We start from the raw sequence: 18,714 nt of genomic DNA, 5'->3' as shown, positions 1-18,714 counted from the left end.
CGGTGCCACCCCGCCGGGAAGCAGGATGGCACTCAATCGTTAAACTCTGAGCAGAGCTTTGGCAAGTTTTTCTGAAAGCTGTTCTTCAACAAATTGCGGTTCGTTGGGTGGATACAATTCCACTTCATCGATTTCGAACCCGTATTCCTTACCCAATAACAATAGCTCCTTGATTTTGAGACAGGCTTTCAGCTTTTCTTTCAAGCCCTCATCGCTTTTGGATTTTTCAGAAAACTCTTTGATAACCTTGATTGACATTGATAACTCCGTGATAACTCTGAAAGATGGATAAAATCCAATCTCTCATAAGCAAAAAATCGGCCATATCTATATGACCGTTATTTTTCATGCGGTTCATGGCGTTACAAATCAACAAACCCGGCAACAATCGCGTCTATTCACACACAATTCATGAGAAATTTGTCGGGTATACGACAATTGTCTGCTCTATCAAGCAACAATCGCAACGAGGATTTTTGGCTTAATCTTGCGCCGCCACCGTGCGGTAAGCGGAATGGTAATAAAGCAAAGGCTCACCTTCCCGGCAAACCACGCTATCGACTTCACCGATAATCACCCAGTGGCTACCGGCCTGAACTTGTTGCACTACCCGACACTCCAGTGCCGCCAGAGCTTCGTTCAAAATAGGCGCGCCATTTTCACCGGCTTGCCAAGCAATGCTGGCAAAACGCTGTTCTTGGGTGGTACTGCCGGCAAATTGATTGGAAACGTCTTCTTGTGCACTATTCAGAATATTCACGGCGAAGCGGCGGCTTTCCAGCAATGCAGCACCGGTATCGGTCGCTTGGTTAAGGCAGACCAATATTTGCGGCGGCTCCACGGACACGCTGCTAAACGCCGTGGCGGTCATGCCTCGGGGCTGATTATCGCGCCCTTGGGTTGTCACCACTGTCACACCGCTGGCCCATAATTTCAGGGCATTTTTAAATTCTTTGGCTTCAACGCTCATAATTTTCTCTTAAATCCAATAGCGATAACACGGCATAGACGTCTGATTGTGACATCAGTTTTTGGGACGCATGTGCGGGAACAACAGCACATCGCGAATGCTCGGCGAGTTGGTAAACAGCATCACCAAACGGTCGATACCAATGCCCTCGCCGGCGGTGGGCGGCATGCCGTGCTCCAACGCAGTAATGTAATCGGCATCGAAATGCATGGCTTCGTTGTCGCCGGCTTCTTTTTCCTCGACCTGTTTCTGGAAGCGCTCGGCTTGGTCCTCAGCATCGTTCAACTCGGTAAAGCCGTTGGCAATCTCGCGGCCGCCGACGAAGAATTCGAAGCGGTCGGTGACATGCGGATCGTTGTCGTTACGGCGCGCCAGCGGTGATACTTCCACCGGATAAGCGGTAATAAAAGTCGGATTCATCAAGCGGTGTTCGACGGTTTTTTCGAAAATCTCGATTTGCACCTTGCCCAAGCCATAACTGTCTTTAACCGGAATCTTTAAATTCTCGGCAACTTTCACGGCCGCTTCCCGAGCCGTCAGATCAGCCAAAGTCAATTCGGGGTTGAAATGCAAAATCGACTCCAACACTGTCATCCGCGCGAACGGTTTGCCGAAATCGTATTGATCACCTTGATATTCAATAACGCTATTTCCTACCACATCTTCGGCTATGCCTTTCAGCATCGCTTCGGTCAGATCCATCAAGTCGCCATACTCGGCGTAGGCTTGGTAGAACTCCATCATCGTGAATTCGGGATTGTGGCGGGTCGACAGACCTTCGTTGCGGAAGTTACGATTGATCTCGAAAACCCGTTCGAACCCCCCCACCACCAGTCTTTTCAGATACAGTTCCGGCGCGATACGTAGATAGAGTTCCATATCCAGCGCATTATGGAAAGTGGTGAATGGCCGGGCAGTCGCGCCGCCGGGGATGACTTGCATCATCGGTGTTTCCACTTCCAGGAAGTCGCGCGCGATCAAAAATTCGCGGATGTAATTGACGATTTTCGAACGCATTAGGAAGGTTTTGCGCGTCTCGTCACTCATGATCAAATCCAGATAACGCTGACGGTATTTGATCTCTTGATCGGCGATACCGTGGAATTTTTCCGGCAGCGGCCGTAAGGCTTTGGTCAGCAGTCGAATGTCATCGACTTTGACGCTGAGTTCGCCGACCTTGGTTTTGAACAAGATGCCTTCCGCACCGATAATGTCGCCGATATCCCACTTCTTGAACTGGTCGTTGTAAACCCCTTCCGGCAGATTATCGCGCGCGACATAGACCTGTATCTGTCCCGACATATCCTGTAAATGGCAGAAACTGGCTTTGCCCATGATACGCCGCGTCATCATCCGCCCGGCGATCTTCACCCGAATCGGTTCGGCTAATAATTCCTCTTCAGATTTATCGCCGTATTCGGCCAACAATTCACCGGCCACCACATTGCGCCGAAAATCGGTCGGGAATGCGATGCCTTCTTCGCGCAGGGCGTTAAGTTTTTCGCGGCGTTGTTTGATCTGTTCTTGTTCGTCGTGTTCGAGTTCTGACATTTTCAAAAATTATTATATAGAGATAAATTAGGCTTAAATTTAGCGACTTAAGGGCAACAACCTTACTCTTTCGCGCAATTCGTCGGCAACGATCAAAGCACCATTATCAAGCTCCGTTTTGAAGCGGTGCAACAATTCAATAGCTCTCGGTCCGAGCACTTGTGGTGAAATATTTTGGGTACGAATTTGAAACACGCTCGGTGCTTCCACACCAGTCAACGCTAACAGCGCGCCAAAATCCAAATCGTGGGTAAATACCACGGCTTCATTTTCCCTGGCCCATTTAAATAACTGAACGTCTGGAGCATCCGCAGGGCCGACTGTGGACCAGTGTACGGAATCGAACCCTGCTTGGTTTAGCACACCTGTCCAAGCAGGGGATAAATTCATGTCCAATAATATTTTCACGCGGCATTCAATGGTAACTCAATCTCCTCGGCTCTCCACGCGGCGAAACGAAGGGCTTCCGTAACATCATCGGCTTCCAAATAAGGGTACAACTCCAGTATCTGTTCGGTCGAATAGCCACTGGCCACCAAACCAACAAGCATTCCCGCTGTCACCCTTAGTCCTCGCAGACAGGGTTTTCCGCCCATCACCGTAGCGTCAAACGTAATCCGTGAAAAACCTTTCATAGTCCCTCCGACAGTAAATTCAGAGCTTGAAGTAAAGCGGGAGCGTTTCCCTATGATGCCCAGTGTGCGTCAATCAGTTTTAAGTAATGCTAGAATCGCAACAATTAGGCTTGCAAATGCTATCACCAAAGAAGCGATTGCGATTTTGTTGGATATTGTCGCTTGAGCTAAAGCACGCTCGGCCATGCGCCGACGTTCTTCTGCTCTAATCATTTCATGAACCCAAGGGTCTCCAGAATGCCCATACGCATCCACGAGTTCATGATCAGATAAAGATGAAAATTCGTTGTTATTTTGTGTCATTCAAACACACCACTCATGCTTTGGCGACGACGTAATTAATGATTATCAAACTTACAACCCGCTCTTCAAACTAGCCTCAATAAACTGATCCAGCGAGCCATCCAACACCGCCTGGGTATTGCCGGTTTCGACATTGGTACGTAGGTCCTTGATACGAGATTGATCCAATACATAGGAACGAATCTGGCTACCCCAGCCGATGTCAGATTTGGAATCTTCAATCGCCTGCAAGCCTTCACTACGTTTCAGCATTTCCATTTCGTACAATTTGGCTTTCAGTTGCTTCATCGCCGTGTCTTTGTTTTTATGCTGCGACCTATCGCTTTGGCATTGGGTGACGATGCCGCTGGGACCGTGGGTAATCCGCACTGCGGATTCGGTTCGGTTGACGTGCTGACCACCTGCACCGCTGGCGCGGTAAACGTCGATACGCAAGTCGGCGGGATTAATGTCAATTTCCACATCGTCGTCGATTTCAGGTGAAACAAATACCGAGGCAAACGAAGTGTGGCGGCGGTTGCCGGAATCGAACGGCGATTTTCGTACCAAGCGATGCACGCCGGTTTCGGTGCGTAGCCAGCCAAAAGCATATGGCCCTTCGAACTTGATGGTCGCGCTTTTGATACCGGCCACGTCACCCGGCGATTCCTCGATTAACTCGGTTTTAAAGCCTTTCGCCTCGCCCCAACGCAAATACATGCGTTCGATCATGGATGCCCAATCCTGCGCCTCCGTACCACCGGAACCGGCCTGAATATCCAAAAACGCATTGTTCGGGTCCATTTCGCCGGCGAACATGCGTTGAAATTCCAACGCCGCGACTTTCTTTTCGTACTCTTCAAGATCGGCGGCCACGGTATCGACGGTGTCCTCGTCGTTTTCTTCCACCGCCATTAACAGCAATTCTTCCGCGTCGGACAGACCTTGTTCCAGTTCCAGGATAGTATTGACAATGCCTTCCAACATTGCCCGTTCCTTGCCCATGGCTTGCGCTTGTTCCGGTTTATTCCAGATCGCCGGATCTTCCAGTTCGCGCAGCACTTCCACCAAACGCTCACTTTTTGTATCGAAATCCAGATAGCTTTTCAGACCGGCGCTACGTTCACGCAGGTCGGCTATCTTGTATTTAATGGGATTAATTTCTTGCATGAACTCTCAAAACCGAAACGGATACCCCAACGGGGCAGCATACGCCGGGCAACCCCGGCGATTAAAAGCCGGGGATTATAAACGATTAAGCGACAGGCTTGGGCTGATGGTTTTTCATAGCCCACACGATACAGCCAATGCCGGCCAGCACGAACGGCACACTGAGTAGCTGGCCGGTGGTGAACATCACCCCGGTGTCGTACATGGCTTGTTCGGTTTTAAAGTATTCCAGGACAAACCGCACGCTGAACAGCATGCTGATGAAACAGCCAAACACAAAACCGGGTTTATCCGCGTGCTTTTTATAAATCGCCAACGAAATCCCATAAATCAGCAGATAACACGCCGCTTCGTAAAGCTGTACCGGATGGCGCGGCAGCGGATCGATCCGCGCAAACACCACGGCCCAGGGTTGTTCTGACGGAATCCCTAAAATCTCGGAATTGAAGAAATTGCCGATCCGGATAAGTGCACCGGCCAGGGCGGTCGGGATACTGACGCGATCCAACAACCAGAAATAACTATCACCGTATTTGCGCCGGTATAAATATAAAGCCAGAATGATACCCAGCGTCGCGCCGTGACTGGCCAAACCGCCCTCCCATACTGCCAGGATTTTCAAAGGGTGAGACAAATAATAAGCAGGATCGTAGAGCATAGTATGACCCAGGCGCGCACCGACGATGGTGGCGATCACCATGTACCAAAGCAGCGTGTCCAGCTCTTCGATGTTTTTGCCCTCGCGTTGATAAATCCATTGCATGGTCAAAAAACTGCCGACAAAGCCCGATGCGAACATCAAGCCGTACCAACGGATTTTCAAGAAGCCGAAGTCGACGAGAATAGGGTCTATATTCCAGATGAAGTGTTCCATGATGATGCGGGAGTTGTTACGGTTGAATCGCGAAAGATCGGGAATTCTAACGCCGACTGGCTTTTTTCGCCGTTTATCTTTTGCCTGGCGCCGGTTTAGTTAGGATTCTCGACTTGTATCCGGCTGTCAACTATCCGTACCGCAAAAGTAGCCACATCTTCGTAAGCCGGGGCACATTTTACCGCGCCGGTTTTCACGCAAAACCGGGCGCCGTGGCGCGGGCAGACGATTTCGTCGCCATCCAACTCGCCACTGGCGATTTCAGCGCCGTCATGGGTGCACACGTCTTCGATCGCATAACATTGGTTGTCGATTTTAAAAATCGCCACATCGGTGCCATCGACATCGACCAGCACATGCTCGCCATTTGCCAGTGCCGATTCGGCTACAACATCTATCCAATCACTCATGCTTGCCTCGTTTGGGTTGGGCTGCGTCTGCCCATTTATTTTAGATAAACGTCGTATCGGAGCAATTTGCCCTGATAAGTTTCGCTAGGTTTGCCGCCCAGCGGCTCCGCATAATCGGGGCTTTTCACTACCACCCGCTTGCCGGTAGCCTGCCAGGCCGCAGCGAACAATTCCGCCCTATCCAGATCATCACCCAATATGTCGCGCAGTATGGCCATCGATTTGCGAGTCGCCGCGGTTTGCTTGCGCTTGGCGGGAAACATCGGGTCCAGATAAATACAATCCGGCTTTTCCGATAAACCGCCCAGTAATTCGATGGCGTTTCCGACCAGTAATTCGGGCGTTTGCAACTTCCGGTTCAGCACCCAATCCTTCTGCGCCAGACGCTGAAAACCATCGGCAATCAATTCGGCCATCACCGGCGAGCGCTCGATGCAGGTCAATTGATAACCCATGCGAAACAGCACCAAGCTGTCTTGCGCCCAACCGGTCGTGGCATCGACAACGGTTTTGGTTTTCTTGCCGATGGCCTGCGCCAACAAGTCTTTTTTGGGCGCTGGATAGGAATGCTGTTCGCCGGGACGCGGATCCACATCGACCGCCAAACCGCCCTTTTTCAGGGTTTGTTTGTCCAGTAACTTCAGACAAGCATCCCGGTAACAAAGGAAGAACGTTTGCGGCAATTCGGTGGGTAAACACTGCAAGGCCAGCAAGGGCCAGCCCAAGCGTTCGGCTAGCGCCTGACTGGCGGACAACACCGAGCCATCGGCATAGACAACCGCCCCCTGTTCGGACAAGCTCGTCACACGCGATAACTTATTCGGTGGAAATAGACTGGGCTTCGTTTTTCAAAGCGGCATCCAGCGTATGCCAAGCCAAAGTCGCGCATTTCACCCTGGCAGGATATTCGCGCACACCGGCCAATACCGCCAATTTACCGATGGCCTCCAGATTAATTTCCTCGGTTTTGCCGGTGGTCATTTCGTGAAACTGCTTGAACAAGGCATCGGCCTCGGCTTCGGTTTTACCTTTGACAATCTCGGTCATCAGCGATACGGACGCCGTGGAAATCGCACAACCAGAACCTTGAAAACTGGCGTCGCTAATCACGTGATCGTCGATTTTCAAAAACAGCGTAAGCCTATCGCCGCACAAAGGATTGAAACCTTCCACTTGGCGATTGGCATCCGCCATCACCCGGAAATTGCGCGGATTGCGGTTGTGGTCGAATATGACCTCTTGGTATAGATCGCGTAAATCTTCAAACATTAGCCAAACACCTCTATTAGGGACTTGATGCCTTGCATCAACACATCGATTTCTTGGCGGGTATTGTACATGGCAAACGAGGCCCGCGCCGTGGCGGGTACGCCGTAAAAGTCCATCACCGGCATCGCGCAATGGTGACCGGCGCGGATGGCGATGCCCAAACTGTCTAGCATGGTGCCGATGTCGTGCGGGTGAATCCGGTCCAGCGTAAACGACAAGATACCGCCCTTGTGCGCCGCCTGACCGATGATGTTCAGACCCTTGATCTGCTCGGCTTGCTGCGTGGCGTAATCCAGCAACTCGGCTTCGTAGGCGGCTATGTTATCCATACCAATCGCCGTCACGTAATCGATGGCCGCGCCCAAGCCGATAATTTCAGCGATGGCCGGCGTGCCGGCTTCAAATTTATGCGGCAATCCAGCGTATTCGGTTTTTGCGAAGGTCACTTGCCGAATCATATCGCCACCGCCTTGGTAGGGTGGCATGGCTTCCAGCAAAGCCAGCTTACCGTAAAGCACGCCGGTGCCGGACGGGCCGTAAAGCTTGTGTCCGGAAAACACGTAAAAATCGCAATCCAGGGCTTGTACATCCACCGCCATATGCGGAATCGCCTGCGCACCATCCAATAACACCGGAATGTTTTTGGCATGGGCGGCGGCAATAATCTGCTCTACCGGATTGATCGTACCCAGCGCATTGGACATCTGGGTGATCGCTACCAGTTTGGTATTGGCGTTCAACAGTTTTTCGAATTCGTCGAACAGCAATTCGCCGGCTCGGTTCATCGGCGCGACCTTCAGCACCGCACCGATTTGTTGGCAAAGCATTTGCCAGGGCACGATGTTGGCGTGATGCTCCATCGCGCTGATAATAATTTCGTCACCGGCTTTGAGTTGCGATTTGCCGTAGCTTTGCGCCACCAGGTTAATCGCCTCGGTCGCCCCGCGCACGAAAATTATTTCCTTAACGCTGGCGGCATTGATAAACGCCCTGACCTTTTCCCGCGCAGCTTCAAATTTATCCGTGGCGCGGACGCTTAAGGTGTGCACGCCGCGATGGATGTTGGCGTATTCGTGACTATAGGTGTGCACGATGCTGTCGATGACCGCTTGCGGTTTTTGGCAACTGGCGGCGTTATCCAGGTACACCAAGGGTTTGTTACGGATGGTTTCGCCGAGGATGGGAAAATCGGCGCGGATTTGTTCTACTGGAAATATGCTCATCGCTAACTGTTTGGTTTAATTGATTTCGTCTGTACTAAACACTAGAATCGAGGGAGTCGATTCGCTAATGGGATAAAACTATGGTCGCCGTCTTTCCGCAAAAACATCTCACCGACATCACCGAATGGCACCGCATGGGCGAGGCCGGAATTTTTCCGCCCGAAAGCCGCTTGGAACTCATCGAAGGAGAAATTCTCACTATGGCACCAATTGGATTTAACCATGCAGGGCATGTTGACCGTTTAAATCGCATTTTTGCCCGCTTGTGGGACGAGGGGGTTGCTGTTCGCGTACAAGGCCCCGTCCAACTTGGCGACTTGTCCGAGCCGGAACCCGATCTGGTTCTGGTTAAACCCGATACCAACGACTACACCACCCGCCACCCCAACTCCGCCGACGTGCTATTGCTGATCGAAGTCTCCGACAGCACTCTGCGCTTCGATCGCACTCAAAAACTGCGCCTTTATGCCACCCATGGCATTACCGAATACTGGATAGTCAATCTGCTCGACCAGTGCCTGGAAGTGTATCGGCAACCGCAAGACGGCGATTATCTGGATCAATCCGTACTGACAGCAGCCGATAGCATCGATGTAGTGGCGTTGCCGGCGCTTCAGGTCTCGGTCGCGGCTATCTTATAAGCTGATCGCCGGAAACCGCTCTAATAACTCTTTCAGCAGCAAGGCTTTCAATTCGGCGTTATCAACCTTATCCACCATCTCGTTGGCAAACGCAAAGGTCAGAATATTTCGGGCCGCCTCTTCATCCAGGCCGCGCGATTGCAGATAAAACACCGATTTTTCTTCCAACTGCCCCGCCGTTACGCCGTGCGAACATTTCACATCGTCGGCGTAAATCTCCAACTGCGGTTTGGTATCCACTTCGGCATCCGCCGATAACAGCAGATTGCGGTTGTTCATTTCCGAATCGGTACGCTGTGCATCTTCGGCGACGATCACCCGACCTTGAAACACCCCACGCGCCTTGTTATCCAACACGCCTTTATAAAACTCGCGGCTAATACCGTGCGGTTTTAAGTGGTTGATACGGGTATGGTTGTCGATATGCTGGCGCTTGCCGACCACAAATAGCCCGTTCAAGGAACATTCGGCTGCGGTATCCAGATCGCTATGAATATCGCTGCGCGCCAAACCGCTACCCAAGGCAAAATTGTGATGATTGAAGCGGCTATCACGCGCCTGCTTCACATAAGTCCCGCCAAAATGCTGGGCTTTTTCCGCTTCAAGCTGCACTTTATACAGCGTCAAACCCGAATTGCTGCCCAGCAGACATTCGTTAACCGAGGCGGTGAAATAACTATCGACGCTTCCGACATAGGTTTCGATGATTTCCGCTTCAGCTTGCTCGTTGATCACCAGCAAATTACGGGTCGCCGCCAATGCGTCGGCTTGGGTAACCACATGCAAAATCTGCACTGGTCTGTCCAATTGCTGTTTGGCCGCCACTTCAATCACTACGCCGTCGCTAAACCAAGCGTTATTAAACGCCACCAAATTGTGTTCGGCGCTAGTCACCGCCTGACCCAAGCGGCTTTCCAGCCAAGCCGGATTGTCTTGCAAAGCCTGTTTCAGACTGGACACAGACACTTTGCCAGCCATGTCTTGCAGTCGCGACAAGGACTCGGAAAATTGGCCGTTAACCAACACCACACTGGCGGCATCCTCCAAACGGTATTGGTTCAACCAATCTTCATCGACAACTTGACTGGCACTGGGTGCAAACACGGTTTTATTCAGCGCCGACAGATTGGTATAGCACCATTCTTCCTCGCGATTGCCGGGAAAACCGTTGACCGCAAAAGTTTGCAGGGCCTGATTTCTGAAACCTTGCAACCAAGGCAAATCCAGTCCAGGCAAACTCGCCGCCAAATCGGGGTACGAAGTCAAATACGCCGCGCCGCTCATGCCGCTTGCCCTTCCAGCCAGCTGTAGCCGCGCTCTTCCAATTCCAGCGCCAGTTCCGGCCCGCCGGACTTGACGATTTTGCCGTCGGCCAACACATGCACCACATCGGGCTTGATGTAATCCAGCAAGCGTTGGTAATGGGTAATCATCAGGAACGAACGCTCGGCGGAACGTAGTGAGTTAACGCCCTCGGCGACGATACGCAGCGCATCGATGTCCAAACCCGAATCGGTCTCGTCCAAAATGCACAATTTGGGCTCCAATATGGCCGCTTGCAAGATTTCATTACGCTTCTTTTCGCCACCGGAAAAGCCTTCGTTAACCGCGCGGTACAAAAACTTTTCGTCCATCTGCAACAGCTTCACCTTGCTTTTGACGATGGTCAGAAAATCCATCGCATCCACTTCCGGCAAGCCGTGATGCTTGCGCATGGCATTCAACGCCGCCTTCAACAGATAAATGTTGCTGACGCCGGGTATCTCGACCGGATATTGAAAGGCCAGAAACACCCCTTCGCGGGCGCGGATTTCCGGGGCCAGTTCCAACAAGTCTTTGCCGTTATAAGTCACGCTACCTTCGGTAACGGTATAGCCGGCTTTGCCGGACAACACGTGCGACAAGGTACTCTTGCCGGCACCGTTGGGGCCCATGATGGCGTGGACTTCGCCTGGGTTTATATCCAGGGTTAGGCCTTTTAAAATGGGTTTATCGTTGATGGTTACGTGGAGATTTTTGATGCTGAGCATACGTTTAGTCACCTAAGTTTTTTAAATAATTCCGAACCTTATCGTTCCCACGCTCCGGCGTGGGAACGCAGTCGTCGACGCTCCAGCGTCACCATTGGCCTGGCTAGGCTTTTAAACCTAGCACTTAAATCTTTGTTTTTGTGTCGCTATCGCGACGGTGTTTTAAAGTCGGGTCTCGGCCCGACGGCCGAGATACTTTCTTTTGCATCGCCAAAAGAAAGTATCCAAAGAAAAGGCGACCCGGATGCCGCTTGCTCCCTGCGCTCCGAAGCTTTTGAACGGGGTTGCCGAAAGGGGCTTCCTGCCCCTTCGGCAACGCGCCGCATCCATGCGGCGCCCCTACGGGCTAATCCGTTCAAAAGCTCCGGTGCTCGGCGCGGCATACGGGAATAAAACCATCCCCAAAATTAAAGCTAGAAATCGAAATAGTAGGTCCGATTAGCGAAGCCTAATCGGACGCATGTTTAAAACCCGATCTGTTAGCTAAATACCTAAAAAATTATTTCCGAAAATAGAAACATTAATTCTTTATTTAAATTCATTCATCCGATTACGCTTCGCTAATCGGACCTACGCGGGCTACCCGGCTATTTATTTAGCAATACATTAAGAGTACCGCCAATCGCATCATAAAGATTTATAGCAGATTCTTTGGCTTGCTCCTCAGCTTGATTGACCGAAATTTCAAGATGTTGTTTTACCGAAGCAAGCACTTCATCAACATTTGGTATCTCTGTTCCGCAGACCGTGAGTTGCTCTTCGTTATCTGTTTCAAAATCCAATGATTGAGCTAATTCACTCATTTCTCCGATGGTGTCGCAAGCATCTTTAACATCAGCAACCGTCACTGAAACTACTAAAGCAGCTCCCAAATAGGGAATTGCTTCACCGAAAATCGAGCTAACATTCCTCTGGGTATTTGCTTTCAACCGTTTACCAATGTTCTTAGAAATACCCATTGCTCTAAAACGATGAGACTCCCACCTGGCATTCATGTGATGGACTTGCTTTTGAAGATTTTGTTTTTCCAATTCGAGTAATTTCTGATTGTTGATCAGACTATTTTTCAGAAGACTCTCAACTGGAATATAAGAAAGCAGACCATATAATGATTTTTGAAACGAGTTATTCGCTACCGTTAATACATTTGATAAAACTAAAATAAAAATAATTGCCCACAATATTCTACGCTCAATTAATTCTGAAAACCTTGGATTAGATAATTTCTGTTGATTTTCCATATCTGCATTATATGCTTTAGGCACATTCAACTATTTATTACTGCAAAGTTGAATTTTGTGCTCTTTACCATTCCTGATAACAGAACAAAAACCATCTTTTTTTAATTGTGCTCTTGCGCTACGCCAAACAACATCAATTTCGTCCTTATAAGGTCTACCACTTGTAGGTGTGAATCCTATAGCGTGAAGTGCGTGTGTTAAAGCTTTGTATTTTTCACCATCCATATTCACTTCAACCCATGCCATTATCTGCCTCCTGAAAATATTTATAATCAACGATAGCCTACTGTTCCGGTCAAGCTCGGATGTGCTGAACACAGTCGCCAACAATGCGCCTCCTTTCGTCGGCACATCCTACAAATTCTTTCCCAATCAAAAAACATCCAACTGCTTTAAATCCGCGACGGGGTTGTTCCCGTTATTCCGCCCCGAGCATCGCAGCTTTTGGCGAGAATAGCCCGCAGGGGAGCGGCAGGGATGCCGCTCGTTTTCGGAGGGGCAGGAAGCCCCTTCCGAAAACCCTCGTCAAAAGCGAGAAGCGCAGGATTAAGACGGAATGTCGGGTGGCCTTTTCTTTGAATACTTTCTTTTGGCCACGCAAAAGAAAGTATTTCGGCTGTCGGGCCGAGACCCGACTTCAAAAAAATCCGTCGCGATAGTGACACCTTAACGACACCTCAAATTCAAAAGCCCCTCACCCTAGCCCTCTCCCTGAGGGAGAGGGAACAAAAAACCTTTTAACCAACAGCTCCTTCAAGGCTGATCCCCAACAACGCCTGCGCCTCTACCGCAAACTCCATCGGCAGCTCCTTAAACACTTCCTTACAAAAGCCATTCACAATCATCGACACCGCATCTTCCGCGGACAAACCACGCTGCTGGCAAAAGAACAATTGGTCTTCACTGATTTTGGATGTGGTCGCTTCGTGCTCAACCTGGGCAGTCGGCTGTTTCACTTCCACGTAAGGAAACGTATGCGCACCGCATTTGTCACCGACTAACAGCGAGTCGCACTGGGTGTGATTACGCGCGTTTTCGGCCGATTTAGCGACCTTCACCAAACCGCGATAGGTATTTTGCGCGCGGCCAGCGGAAATCCCTTTCGATACGATGGTGCTGCGGGTATTTTTGCCGATGTGGATCATTTTGGTGCCGGTGTCGGCCTGTTGCAGATTGTTGGTCAAAGCCACCGAATAAAATTCGCCGACCGAGTCATCGCCCAGCAATACGCAGCTTGGGTATTTCCAGGTAATCGCCGAGCCGGTTTCGACTTGGGTCCAGGACACTTTGGAGTTATGCCCACGGCATTCGGCGCGTTTGGTCACGAAGTTATAGATACCGCCCTTGCCGTCTTTGTCGCCCGGATACCAGTTTTGTACGGTGGAGTATTTGATCTGAGCGTTATCCAAAGCAACCAATTCTACGACTGCCGCATGCAACTGGTTTTCGTCGCGCATCGGTGCCGTGCAGCCTTCTAGATACGACACATGCGAGCCTTCGTCGGCGATGATCAAAGTCCGTTCGAACTGGCCGGTGTTGGCGGCGTTGATACGAAAATACGTGGACAATTCCATCGGGCAACGTACGCCTTTGGGGATATAAACGAAGGAACCGTCGGTAAATACCGCTGAATTCAAGGCGGCGAAAAAATTGTCGCCGGTCGGCACTACGCTACCGAGATATTGCTTCACCAAATCAGGATGTTCGTGCAGGGCTTCGGAAATCGGGCAGAAAATCACGCCGGCGTCTTTCAATTTGCCTTTGAAGGTAGTAGCTACCGACACACTGTCGAATACTGCATCCACTGCAATCCCAGCCAGTCGCTCTTGCTCGTCGAGCGGGATGCCGAGTTTTTTATAAGTATCCAGCAACTCCGGATCGACCTCATCCAGGCTTTTAGGGCCGGCTTTTTTTGATTTGGGCGCGGAGTAATAGCTGATAGCTTGATAATCGATAGGATCGATCTTGAGCTGCGCCCAGTCTGGCGACGGCATGGTTTGCCAATGCCGAAAGGCTTTCAGGCGATATTCCAGCATGAACTCCGGCTCGTTTTTGACTTTGGACAAGCGGCGAATCACATCTTCGTCCAAGCCTGGCGGAAAGGTATCTACTTCCAGTTCGGTCACAAAACCTTGTTTGTATTCCTGACTGATGAGATATTCAATTTCTTGTGCGCTGGTAGACATAATCTTTTCAATAATTAGCGAAACAACTGGTTAACCGGAATGGAGACTTCTTCCGGCGGTTTAAAAGGCAAAATCAGATCGGCTAAGGTCACCGATTCCAGCGCATTGGCGATCTTTTGGTTGATCAAATGCCAATTGCCTTGAATCCGGCAACCGCTGGCTTGATCGCAGCCTTTATGAGAAGCCGTGCATTCGGTCAGGGCAATCGGTCCTTCCAAAGCACTAATCACGGTGGCCACGGTAATTCGGCCAGGATCTCTTGCCAACGCATAACCGCCCTTGGCACCCCGCATGGAACTCAACACGCCAGCCTTCAGCAAAATCTTTAATATTTTGCTGACCGTAGGTTGAGCGATGCCGGTCGCTTCTGCGATCTCCAGGGCACCGTGCACGCGACTCGTATCTCTGGCCATATAGCTCAAGATAACCGTGGCATAGTCCGTCAACTTACTCAGCCTTAACATTACACTCTCTTTTCATTTAGGACTATTTTAGTCTTATTTAAATCCTGAGTAAATAGCTTGGTTATTAAAAATTTTACTTTCGCATGGACACCGCTTTTTTGGGTTTTCGCGCACTGCGCCATCTGGCTTAGCATCCCGGAAAACAGCCTGAGATAACTTTTCCCTGAAAATCTTGGTTTTTTGCAATACACTTATTTTTAAGGAACGAAACATAAGCCATTTGATAAAAGCCATGTCCCAAACTCGCAGCCCTATTGTTTTGATGTATCACGGTACGCCCGACGCTCAACCCGAGTCGCATTACTCGATAAGCGCGGACTTGTTTGCGAAGCATTTGCGGTATCTACAGCAAGAAGGTTGGACAACGGTTTTGTTCAAAGACTTGCAAAGCGCCAAATCGCTACCTGAAAAAAGTGTGGTCATTACTTTTGATGATGGCTACGAAGACAACTATTCGGGGGCTTTTTTGCCTCTGATGACGCTTGGGATGAAGGCCACATGGTTTATCGCTACCGATTGCATCGGCGGTCATGCCCATTGGCTAGGCAAACCATCCACTCAGACACGGATGCTAACGACTGAACGACTGCTTGAAATGCATTCAGCCGGAATGGAAGTTGCTTCGCACACCTGCTCGCATCCAGACCTATCCTTACTCAGCTCCGACCAACAACAATTCGAACTTTCAAAAGCCAAAGCTGTCCTCGAAGATTTATTGTCAACCCAAGTCAGCAGCCTGGCCTATCCCTTTGGTAGATTCAACTCGGATTCAATCACCATAGCCGAACAGACAGGCTATAGTATGGCTTGCACCACCCGCCCCGGCTGGTTCGATAGCGAACCAAACCCTTACCTAGTTAGGCGTATTGCCATATTCTCCGGCGACAGCGTCAGCACACTAGCCCGCAAACTAAACTTTGCGGACAACGACGTATCGTGGAAAAAGATGACTCGCTACTATGCGAACCGTGTTTGGGATAAACTGCGTCATACGAGTTGATGACAAATACCAATGCAGCGTTTAGCGTCGCTATGAACCAACAGCGATAAACAGCGCATAAATTCGTCCCCACCAGAATTCAATACTTTTACGCCGAGCCTAAAACCTAAAACCCTAAGAACATGACTTTGCCCGGCAACTCTTTACCACTCTCTGCATTTAGATATCGAAAATGAGCCTGGAAAAAGCCTCTAAAAAGCTCACATTCGCTTTTTGCACCTACAACCGAGCGGAAAGACTGGAGAACCTGGTCTTTGCCATGCGCGCACAATCTTGTCCGATTCCATTTGAAATTCTTGCTGTCAACAATAACAGTAGCGACGCGACAAGCGAGGTATTGAAACAACTTCAGCAACTACCCGGCCCGACGCTCCGCTGGGTGCACGAGCCCAACCAAGGCATAGTCGCAGCGCGCAACAGAGCCATACAAGAGGCAATCAATTCCGACATTCTGGTGTTTATCGACGACGATGAACTACCTTTAACCGGACTTTTAGAAACCGTTACACACGCATATTTCAGCGAAGGCGCCGAATGTGTTGGCGGACGAATCGATATAGACTTTACGCACCATAAGCGTCCGGAATGGCTTGACGACGAATTGTTGGGATTTCTAGGTGCGCTAGATCACGGCAAACAAGCTTTCTGGATAGAAGACAGCACCACACCGGTTTGGGCCGGCAACATTGCATACGACATGGCGATATTCCGAAACGATCCGGCATTGCGCTTTGATCGCAGGTATGACCGCAAAGGTAAAACCATAGGAGGAGGCGAAGATGTGATGATGTTTAATGTGCTGCTCCAGCAAAAGCGCCGAATACGTTACCGCCCGGACATGGCAATACTTCACGCCGTCGAACCTTGGCGACTGCGGCGGCGCTACTTTTTAGATGTTCATTTTCTGGCCGGCTATCGCGGAGCGATTAATGACTTTCCGGTCTACCATCGCACCTACCTAGGCATACCGCCATTCTTAATCTCGCAAATTGTCCGCCAAACTTGGCAATGGCTTGCATTGGCATTTACCGCAAAACATAGCCTGCGCCAGGCAATGAATATCAGCTACTCTCTCGGGCAAATATGTGGCTGTTTTTCACGTTGGAAAAACAAATTATTAATAAATAATTAAATTAATCTGTCCATTAAAAGCTTAGTTAAATGCATTAAAACCTACTAAATTAAACTCCGTGCGCGACATAGTTGTTCTTATTTTTCTGATATGCTGCATAGTTGCCGCATTAAAAAAACCATGGTGGGGGGTGCTATCATTAGCAATATTCAGCTACTTGAATCCGCACGCCTATGCCTGGGGAGCGGTACGTTCGCTACCGGTATACTATGTGTTATTTTTGGTAGTTGTTGTCAGCACGTTCAACACCAAAGATAAACAGCCCATCCCTAAGGACTGGCGAATTTCAGTTTTTATAACACTTTGGTTCTATTTTATATTTACCACAACCCAATCGCCTTTACAGGATATTGCCTGGGAAAAATTTTTGTTCGTCTCAAAGGTATTTGTGCCATTCTATTTCACATGGGTACTCATCAATACCAGAGAGAAACTCTATTATTTGATTTCCACCATAGGCGCCTCTATCGGCCTTGTTGCAGTAAAAGGTGGTATATTTGCCATCCTAACCGGCTTTGGTCACCGCGTATACGGCCCCCCCAATACGCAATTCGAAGACAACAATTTATTTGCCGTTGCGATGTTGATTGCAGTGCCATTGCTACTAGTATGGGAAAAAGAAGTACGGAAGAGCTGGCTTAAAAAAGGAATATTGCTATCCATTCCTATCATTTATGCCGCTTCATTATCATCATGGTCGCGAGGTGCACTACTTACCATGATCGCTCTGACGTTTACGCTGATCTCAAACAGCAAACGTAAATACTTGATGATCCCTCTAGTAATTGTCGGTACATTTTTTGTACTCCCCTATTTGCCTGAAGAATGGTTCGGACGCATGCACACTCTGGAAACCTATGAGGAGGACGCATCCGCCATGTCACGTATCGAAGCATGGACAGATGGCTGGAATCATGCACTGAGCCACCCGTTTACCGGGGCGGGATTCGATGGCTGGATACATGTCACGATGAGGGATTGGCACAGTTCTTACGTAGAAATGCTTGCTGAGCATGGCTTTATTGCATTTGGATTATGGATTTCGCTGATACTGGGTAGCGTTCTTGGCTTAACCCGTTTATCGAGTCAAGCGAAACGAGTAGAAGGCATGGAATGGGTACGCCATTACAGCCTAATGGTCAGAACCTCGATCATTTGCTATATGGTTGGCACCGCTTTCCTCGGCTTATCCTACTGGGATTTGATTTATCATTTAGTATTTATATCGATGTTAATTAAAAAATTCGCATTGCAAGAGTTTTCGGAAAAAGCACGCATAAATGAACAGCAGTACAAAAAAAATCGAAATATAATAATTTAGCCACCAATCATACTCATCCAATCGAATAAAATAGAGATGGAAAAAATACTGGTGTCCCTCTACTGCTCATCTGCTGCCGCACTGCTGTTTACTATTACATTAATAATACTTACCTTACACAACTATTCTCGTACCGGACCCGGTATCCAAAAAGAAATAGAAAAAAAATTTGGGTATTATGTGGTTTTCGCCCTAACCAGGTTAGCCACTTGGTTATTTGTCATATTTTTTCTGACATCCTTACCCGGTTCTATTGCAGCTTATTCACTATCAAAGCTTACTACATTGATAGAATTTAATTTCATCACAGGCTTA

Annotated in this window: 24 protein-coding genes; 5 read left to right on the top strand and 19 right to left on the bottom strand. The window is 49.4% G+C overall.

The genetic code is table 11. The features are described 5' to 3' along the window. Positions 1-39: 39 nt before the first annotated feature. From ACWAU0_RS23520 to ACWAU0_RS23465, 12 genes are all read right to left on the bottom strand, one after another. Positions 40-258 carry a Nif11-like leader peptide family natural product precursor gene (locus ACWAU0_RS23520; RefSeq protein ID WP_033157401.1) on the bottom strand — a complete coding sequence of 73 codons (219 nt, stop codon included), beginning with the start codon at positions 256-258 and terminating at the stop codon, positions 40-42. 223 nt (positions 259-481) lie between these two features. After that, positions 482-970, bottom strand: coding sequence for a flavin reductase family protein (locus tag ACWAU0_RS23515; protein ID WP_458139420.1), 489 nt, complete (start codon positions 968-970; stop codon positions 482-484). Positions 971-1,024: 54 nt separating this feature from the next. Further along, positions 1,025-2,521 (bottom strand): lysine--tRNA ligase, encoded by a 1,497-nt coding sequence (gene lysS / locus ACWAU0_RS23510; RefSeq protein ID WP_458139419.1) that lies wholly within the window; start codon positions 2,519-2,521, stop codon positions 1,025-1,027. A 39-nt stretch (positions 2,522-2,560) separates the two neighbouring features. Then, a complete protein-coding gene (locus ACWAU0_RS23505) occupies positions 2,561-2,917 on the bottom strand; it encodes a DUF5615 family PIN-like protein (RefSeq protein ID WP_256438970.1) in 357 nt (118 codons plus the stop codon). An 8-nt stretch (positions 2,918-2,925) separates the two neighbouring features. Continuing rightward, the gene (locus ACWAU0_RS23500; protein ID WP_033157397.1) at positions 2,926-3,156 is read right to left on the bottom strand and encodes a DUF433 domain-containing protein; all 231 of its coding nucleotides are present in this window, start codon (positions 3,154-3,156) and stop codon (positions 2,926-2,928) included. Positions 3,157-3,225: 69 nt separating this feature from the next. Further along, positions 3,226-3,459: a hypothetical protein gene (locus ACWAU0_RS23495; protein ID WP_129871371.1), complete on the bottom strand. Its 234-nt coding sequence runs from the start codon at positions 3,457-3,459 to the stop codon at positions 3,226-3,228. A 51-nt stretch (positions 3,460-3,510) separates the two neighbouring features. Continuing rightward, entirely contained in the window at positions 3,511-4,608 is a 1,098-nt protein-coding gene (gene prfB, locus ACWAU0_RS23490; protein ID WP_171694740.1) for a peptide chain release factor 2, read from the bottom strand. An 85-nt stretch (positions 4,609-4,693) separates the two neighbouring features. After that, entirely contained in the window at positions 4,694-5,482 is a 789-nt protein-coding gene (gene lgt / locus ACWAU0_RS23485; RefSeq protein ID WP_458139418.1) for a prolipoprotein diacylglyceryl transferase, read from the bottom strand. A gap of 95 nt (positions 5,483-5,577) precedes the next feature. Continuing rightward, positions 5,578-5,892, bottom strand: a complete 315-nt coding sequence (locus tag ACWAU0_RS23480) for a non-heme iron oxygenase ferredoxin subunit (protein ID WP_458139417.1) — start codon at positions 5,890-5,892, stop codon at positions 5,578-5,580. 35 nt (positions 5,893-5,927) lie between these two features. Continuing rightward, a complete protein-coding gene (locus ACWAU0_RS23475; protein WP_458139416.1) occupies positions 5,928-6,698 on the bottom strand; it encodes a class I SAM-dependent methyltransferase in 771 nt (256 codons plus the stop codon). Positions 6,699-6,708: 10 nt separating this feature from the next. Then, entirely contained in the window at positions 6,709-7,161 is a 453-nt protein-coding gene (gene sufU / locus ACWAU0_RS23470; protein ID WP_033157393.1) for a Fe-S cluster assembly sulfur transfer protein SufU, read from the bottom strand. Next, a complete protein-coding gene (locus ACWAU0_RS23465) occupies positions 7,161-8,384 on the bottom strand; it encodes a SufS family cysteine desulfurase (RefSeq protein WP_458139415.1) in 1,224 nt (407 codons plus the stop codon). The genes sufU and ACWAU0_RS23465 overlap by 1 nt, the downstream gene beginning before the upstream one ends. 80 nt (positions 8,385-8,464) lie before the next feature. On the opposite strand from ACWAU0_RS23465, the gene ACWAU0_RS23460 reads away from it, so the two are divergent. Then, the gene (locus ACWAU0_RS23460) at positions 8,465-9,025 is read left to right on the top strand and encodes a Uma2 family endonuclease (protein ID WP_458139414.1); all 561 of its coding nucleotides are present in this window, start codon (positions 8,465-8,467) and stop codon (positions 9,023-9,025) included. Here ACWAU0_RS23460 and sufD read toward each other — a convergent pair. The 7 genes from sufD to ACWAU0_RS23425 form a co-directional block, all read right to left on the bottom strand. Beyond that, on the bottom strand, positions 9,020-10,309 hold the full coding sequence (sufD, locus tag ACWAU0_RS23455) for a Fe-S cluster assembly protein SufD (protein ID WP_458139413.1): 1,290 nt from the start codon (positions 10,307-10,309) through the stop codon (positions 9,020-9,022). The two genes, ACWAU0_RS23460 and sufD, sit on opposite strands and share 6 nt — an antisense overlap. Further along, entirely contained in the window at positions 10,306-11,055 is a 750-nt protein-coding gene (gene sufC, locus ACWAU0_RS23450) for a Fe-S cluster assembly ATPase SufC (RefSeq protein ID WP_458139412.1), read from the bottom strand. The genes sufD and sufC overlap by 4 nt, the downstream gene beginning before the upstream one ends. Before the next feature lie 587 nt (positions 11,056-11,642). After that, a complete protein-coding gene (locus tag ACWAU0_RS23445; RefSeq protein ID WP_494522119.1) occupies positions 11,643-12,296 on the bottom strand; it encodes a hypothetical protein in 654 nt (217 codons plus the stop codon). Between the two features lie 30 nt (positions 12,297-12,326). Beyond that, the gene (locus tag ACWAU0_RS23440) at positions 12,327-12,542 is read right to left on the bottom strand and encodes a hypothetical protein (protein ID WP_458139410.1); all 216 of its coding nucleotides are present in this window, start codon (positions 12,540-12,542) and stop codon (positions 12,327-12,329) included. Positions 12,543-13,033: 491 nt separating this feature from the next. Next, positions 13,034-14,482 (bottom strand): Fe-S cluster assembly protein SufB, encoded by a 1,449-nt coding sequence (gene sufB / locus ACWAU0_RS23435; RefSeq protein ID WP_458139409.1) that lies wholly within the window; start codon positions 14,480-14,482, stop codon positions 13,034-13,036. Between the two features lie 14 nt (positions 14,483-14,496). After that, positions 14,497-14,946 (bottom strand): SUF system Fe-S cluster assembly regulator, encoded by a 450-nt coding sequence (locus ACWAU0_RS23430; RefSeq protein ID WP_458139408.1) that lies wholly within the window; start codon positions 14,944-14,946, stop codon positions 14,497-14,499. A 33-nt stretch (positions 14,947-14,979) separates the two neighbouring features. Continuing rightward, positions 14,980-15,180, bottom strand: coding sequence for a hypothetical protein (locus ACWAU0_RS23425; protein ID WP_458139407.1), 201 nt, complete (start codon positions 15,178-15,180; stop codon positions 14,980-14,982). 136 nt (positions 15,181-15,316) lie between these two features. On the opposite strand from ACWAU0_RS23425, the gene ACWAU0_RS23420 reads away from it, so the two are divergent. The 4 genes from ACWAU0_RS23420 to ACWAU0_RS23405 all read left to right on the top strand — a co-directional run. After that, the gene (locus tag ACWAU0_RS23420; protein ID WP_458139406.1) at positions 15,317-15,946 is read left to right on the top strand and encodes a polysaccharide deacetylase family protein; all 630 of its coding nucleotides are present in this window, start codon (positions 15,317-15,319) and stop codon (positions 15,944-15,946) included. 172 nt (positions 15,947-16,118) lie between these two features. Further along, positions 16,119-17,078: a glycosyltransferase gene (locus ACWAU0_RS23415; RefSeq protein WP_458139405.1), complete on the top strand. Its 960-nt coding sequence runs from the start codon at positions 16,119-16,121 to the stop codon at positions 17,076-17,078. Positions 17,079-17,136: 58 nt separating this feature from the next. Beyond that, complete coding sequence (locus ACWAU0_RS23410; protein WP_458139404.1) at positions 17,137-18,399, top strand: putative O-glycosylation ligase, exosortase A system-associated; 1,263 nt, start codon at positions 17,137-17,139, stop codon at positions 18,397-18,399. 36 nt (positions 18,400-18,435) lie between these two features. After that, a partial coding sequence (locus tag ACWAU0_RS23405) for a hypothetical protein (RefSeq protein WP_522069947.1) occupies positions 18,436-18,714 on the top strand: 279 nt, incomplete at its 3' end.

Source organism: Methylomonas sp. Uni0009, from assembly GCF_054188105.3.
The sequence above is the reverse complement of the archived record's forward strand: the minus strand, read 5'-3'. Positions and strand labels throughout refer to the sequence as shown.

Excerpts from the sequence above, each read along its gene's own strand:
- ACWAU0_RS23520 (WP_033157401.1), bottom strand. The coding sequence starts at position 258 with ATGTCAATCAAGGTTATCAAAGAGTTTTCTGAAAAATCCAAAAGCGAT.
- ACWAU0_RS23515 (WP_458139420.1), bottom strand. The coding sequence starts at position 970 with ATGAGCGTTGAAGCCAAAGAATTTAAAAATGCCCTGAAATTATGGGCC.
- lysS (WP_458139419.1), bottom strand. The coding sequence starts at position 2,521 with ATGTCAGAACTCGAACACGACGAACAAGAACAGATCAAACAACGCCGC.
- ACWAU0_RS23500 (WP_033157397.1), bottom strand. The coding sequence starts at position 3,156 with ATGAAAGGTTTTTCACGGATTACGTTTGACGCTACGGTGATGGGCGGA.
- ACWAU0_RS23495 (WP_129871371.1), bottom strand. The coding sequence starts at position 3,459 with ATGACACAAAATAACAACGAATTTTCATCTTTATCTGATCATGAACTC.
- prfB (WP_171694740.1), bottom strand. The coding sequence starts at position 4,608 with ATGCAAGAAATTAATCCCATTAAATACAAGATAGCCGACCTGCGTGAA.
- lgt (WP_458139418.1), bottom strand. The coding sequence starts at position 5,482 with ATGGAACACTTCATCTGGAATATAGACCCTATTCTCGTCGACTTCGGC.
- ACWAU0_RS23480 (WP_458139417.1), bottom strand. The coding sequence starts at position 5,892 with ATGAGTGATTGGATAGATGTTGTAGCCGAATCGGCACTGGCAAATGGC.
- sufU (WP_033157393.1), bottom strand. The coding sequence starts at position 7,161 with ATGTTTGAAGATTTACGCGATCTATACCAAGAGGTCATATTCGACCAC.
- ACWAU0_RS23465 (WP_458139415.1), bottom strand. The coding sequence starts at position 8,384 with ATGAGCATATTTCCAGTAGAACAAATCCGCGCCGATTTTCCCATCCTC.
- ACWAU0_RS23460 (WP_458139414.1), top strand. The coding sequence starts at position 8,465 with ATGGTCGCCGTCTTTCCGCAAAAACATCTCACCGACATCACCGAATGG.
- sufD (WP_458139413.1), bottom strand. The coding sequence starts at position 10,309 with ATGAGCGGCGCGGCGTATTTGACTTCGTACCCCGATTTGGCGGCGAGT.
- sufC (WP_458139412.1), bottom strand. The coding sequence starts at position 11,055 with ATGCTCAGCATCAAAAATCTCCACGTAACCATCAACGATAAACCCATT.
- ACWAU0_RS23445 (WP_494522119.1), bottom strand. The coding sequence starts at position 12,296 with ATGGAAAATCAACAGAAATTATCTAATCCAAGGTTTTCAGAATTAATT.
- ACWAU0_RS23440 (WP_458139410.1), bottom strand. The coding sequence starts at position 12,542 with ATGGCATGGGTTGAAGTGAATATGGATGGTGAAAAATACAAAGCTTTA.
- sufB (WP_458139409.1), bottom strand. The coding sequence starts at position 14,482 with ATGTCTACCAGCGCACAAGAAATTGAATATCTCATCAGTCAGGAATAC.
- ACWAU0_RS23430 (WP_458139408.1), bottom strand. The coding sequence starts at position 14,946 with ATGTTAAGGCTGAGTAAGTTGACGGACTATGCCACGGTTATCTTGAGC.
- ACWAU0_RS23425 (WP_458139407.1), bottom strand. The coding sequence starts at position 15,180 with ATGGCTTTTATCAAATGGCTTATGTTTCGTTCCTTAAAAATAAGTGTA.
- ACWAU0_RS23415 (WP_458139405.1), top strand. The coding sequence starts at position 16,119 with ATGAGCCTGGAAAAAGCCTCTAAAAAGCTCACATTCGCTTTTTGCACC.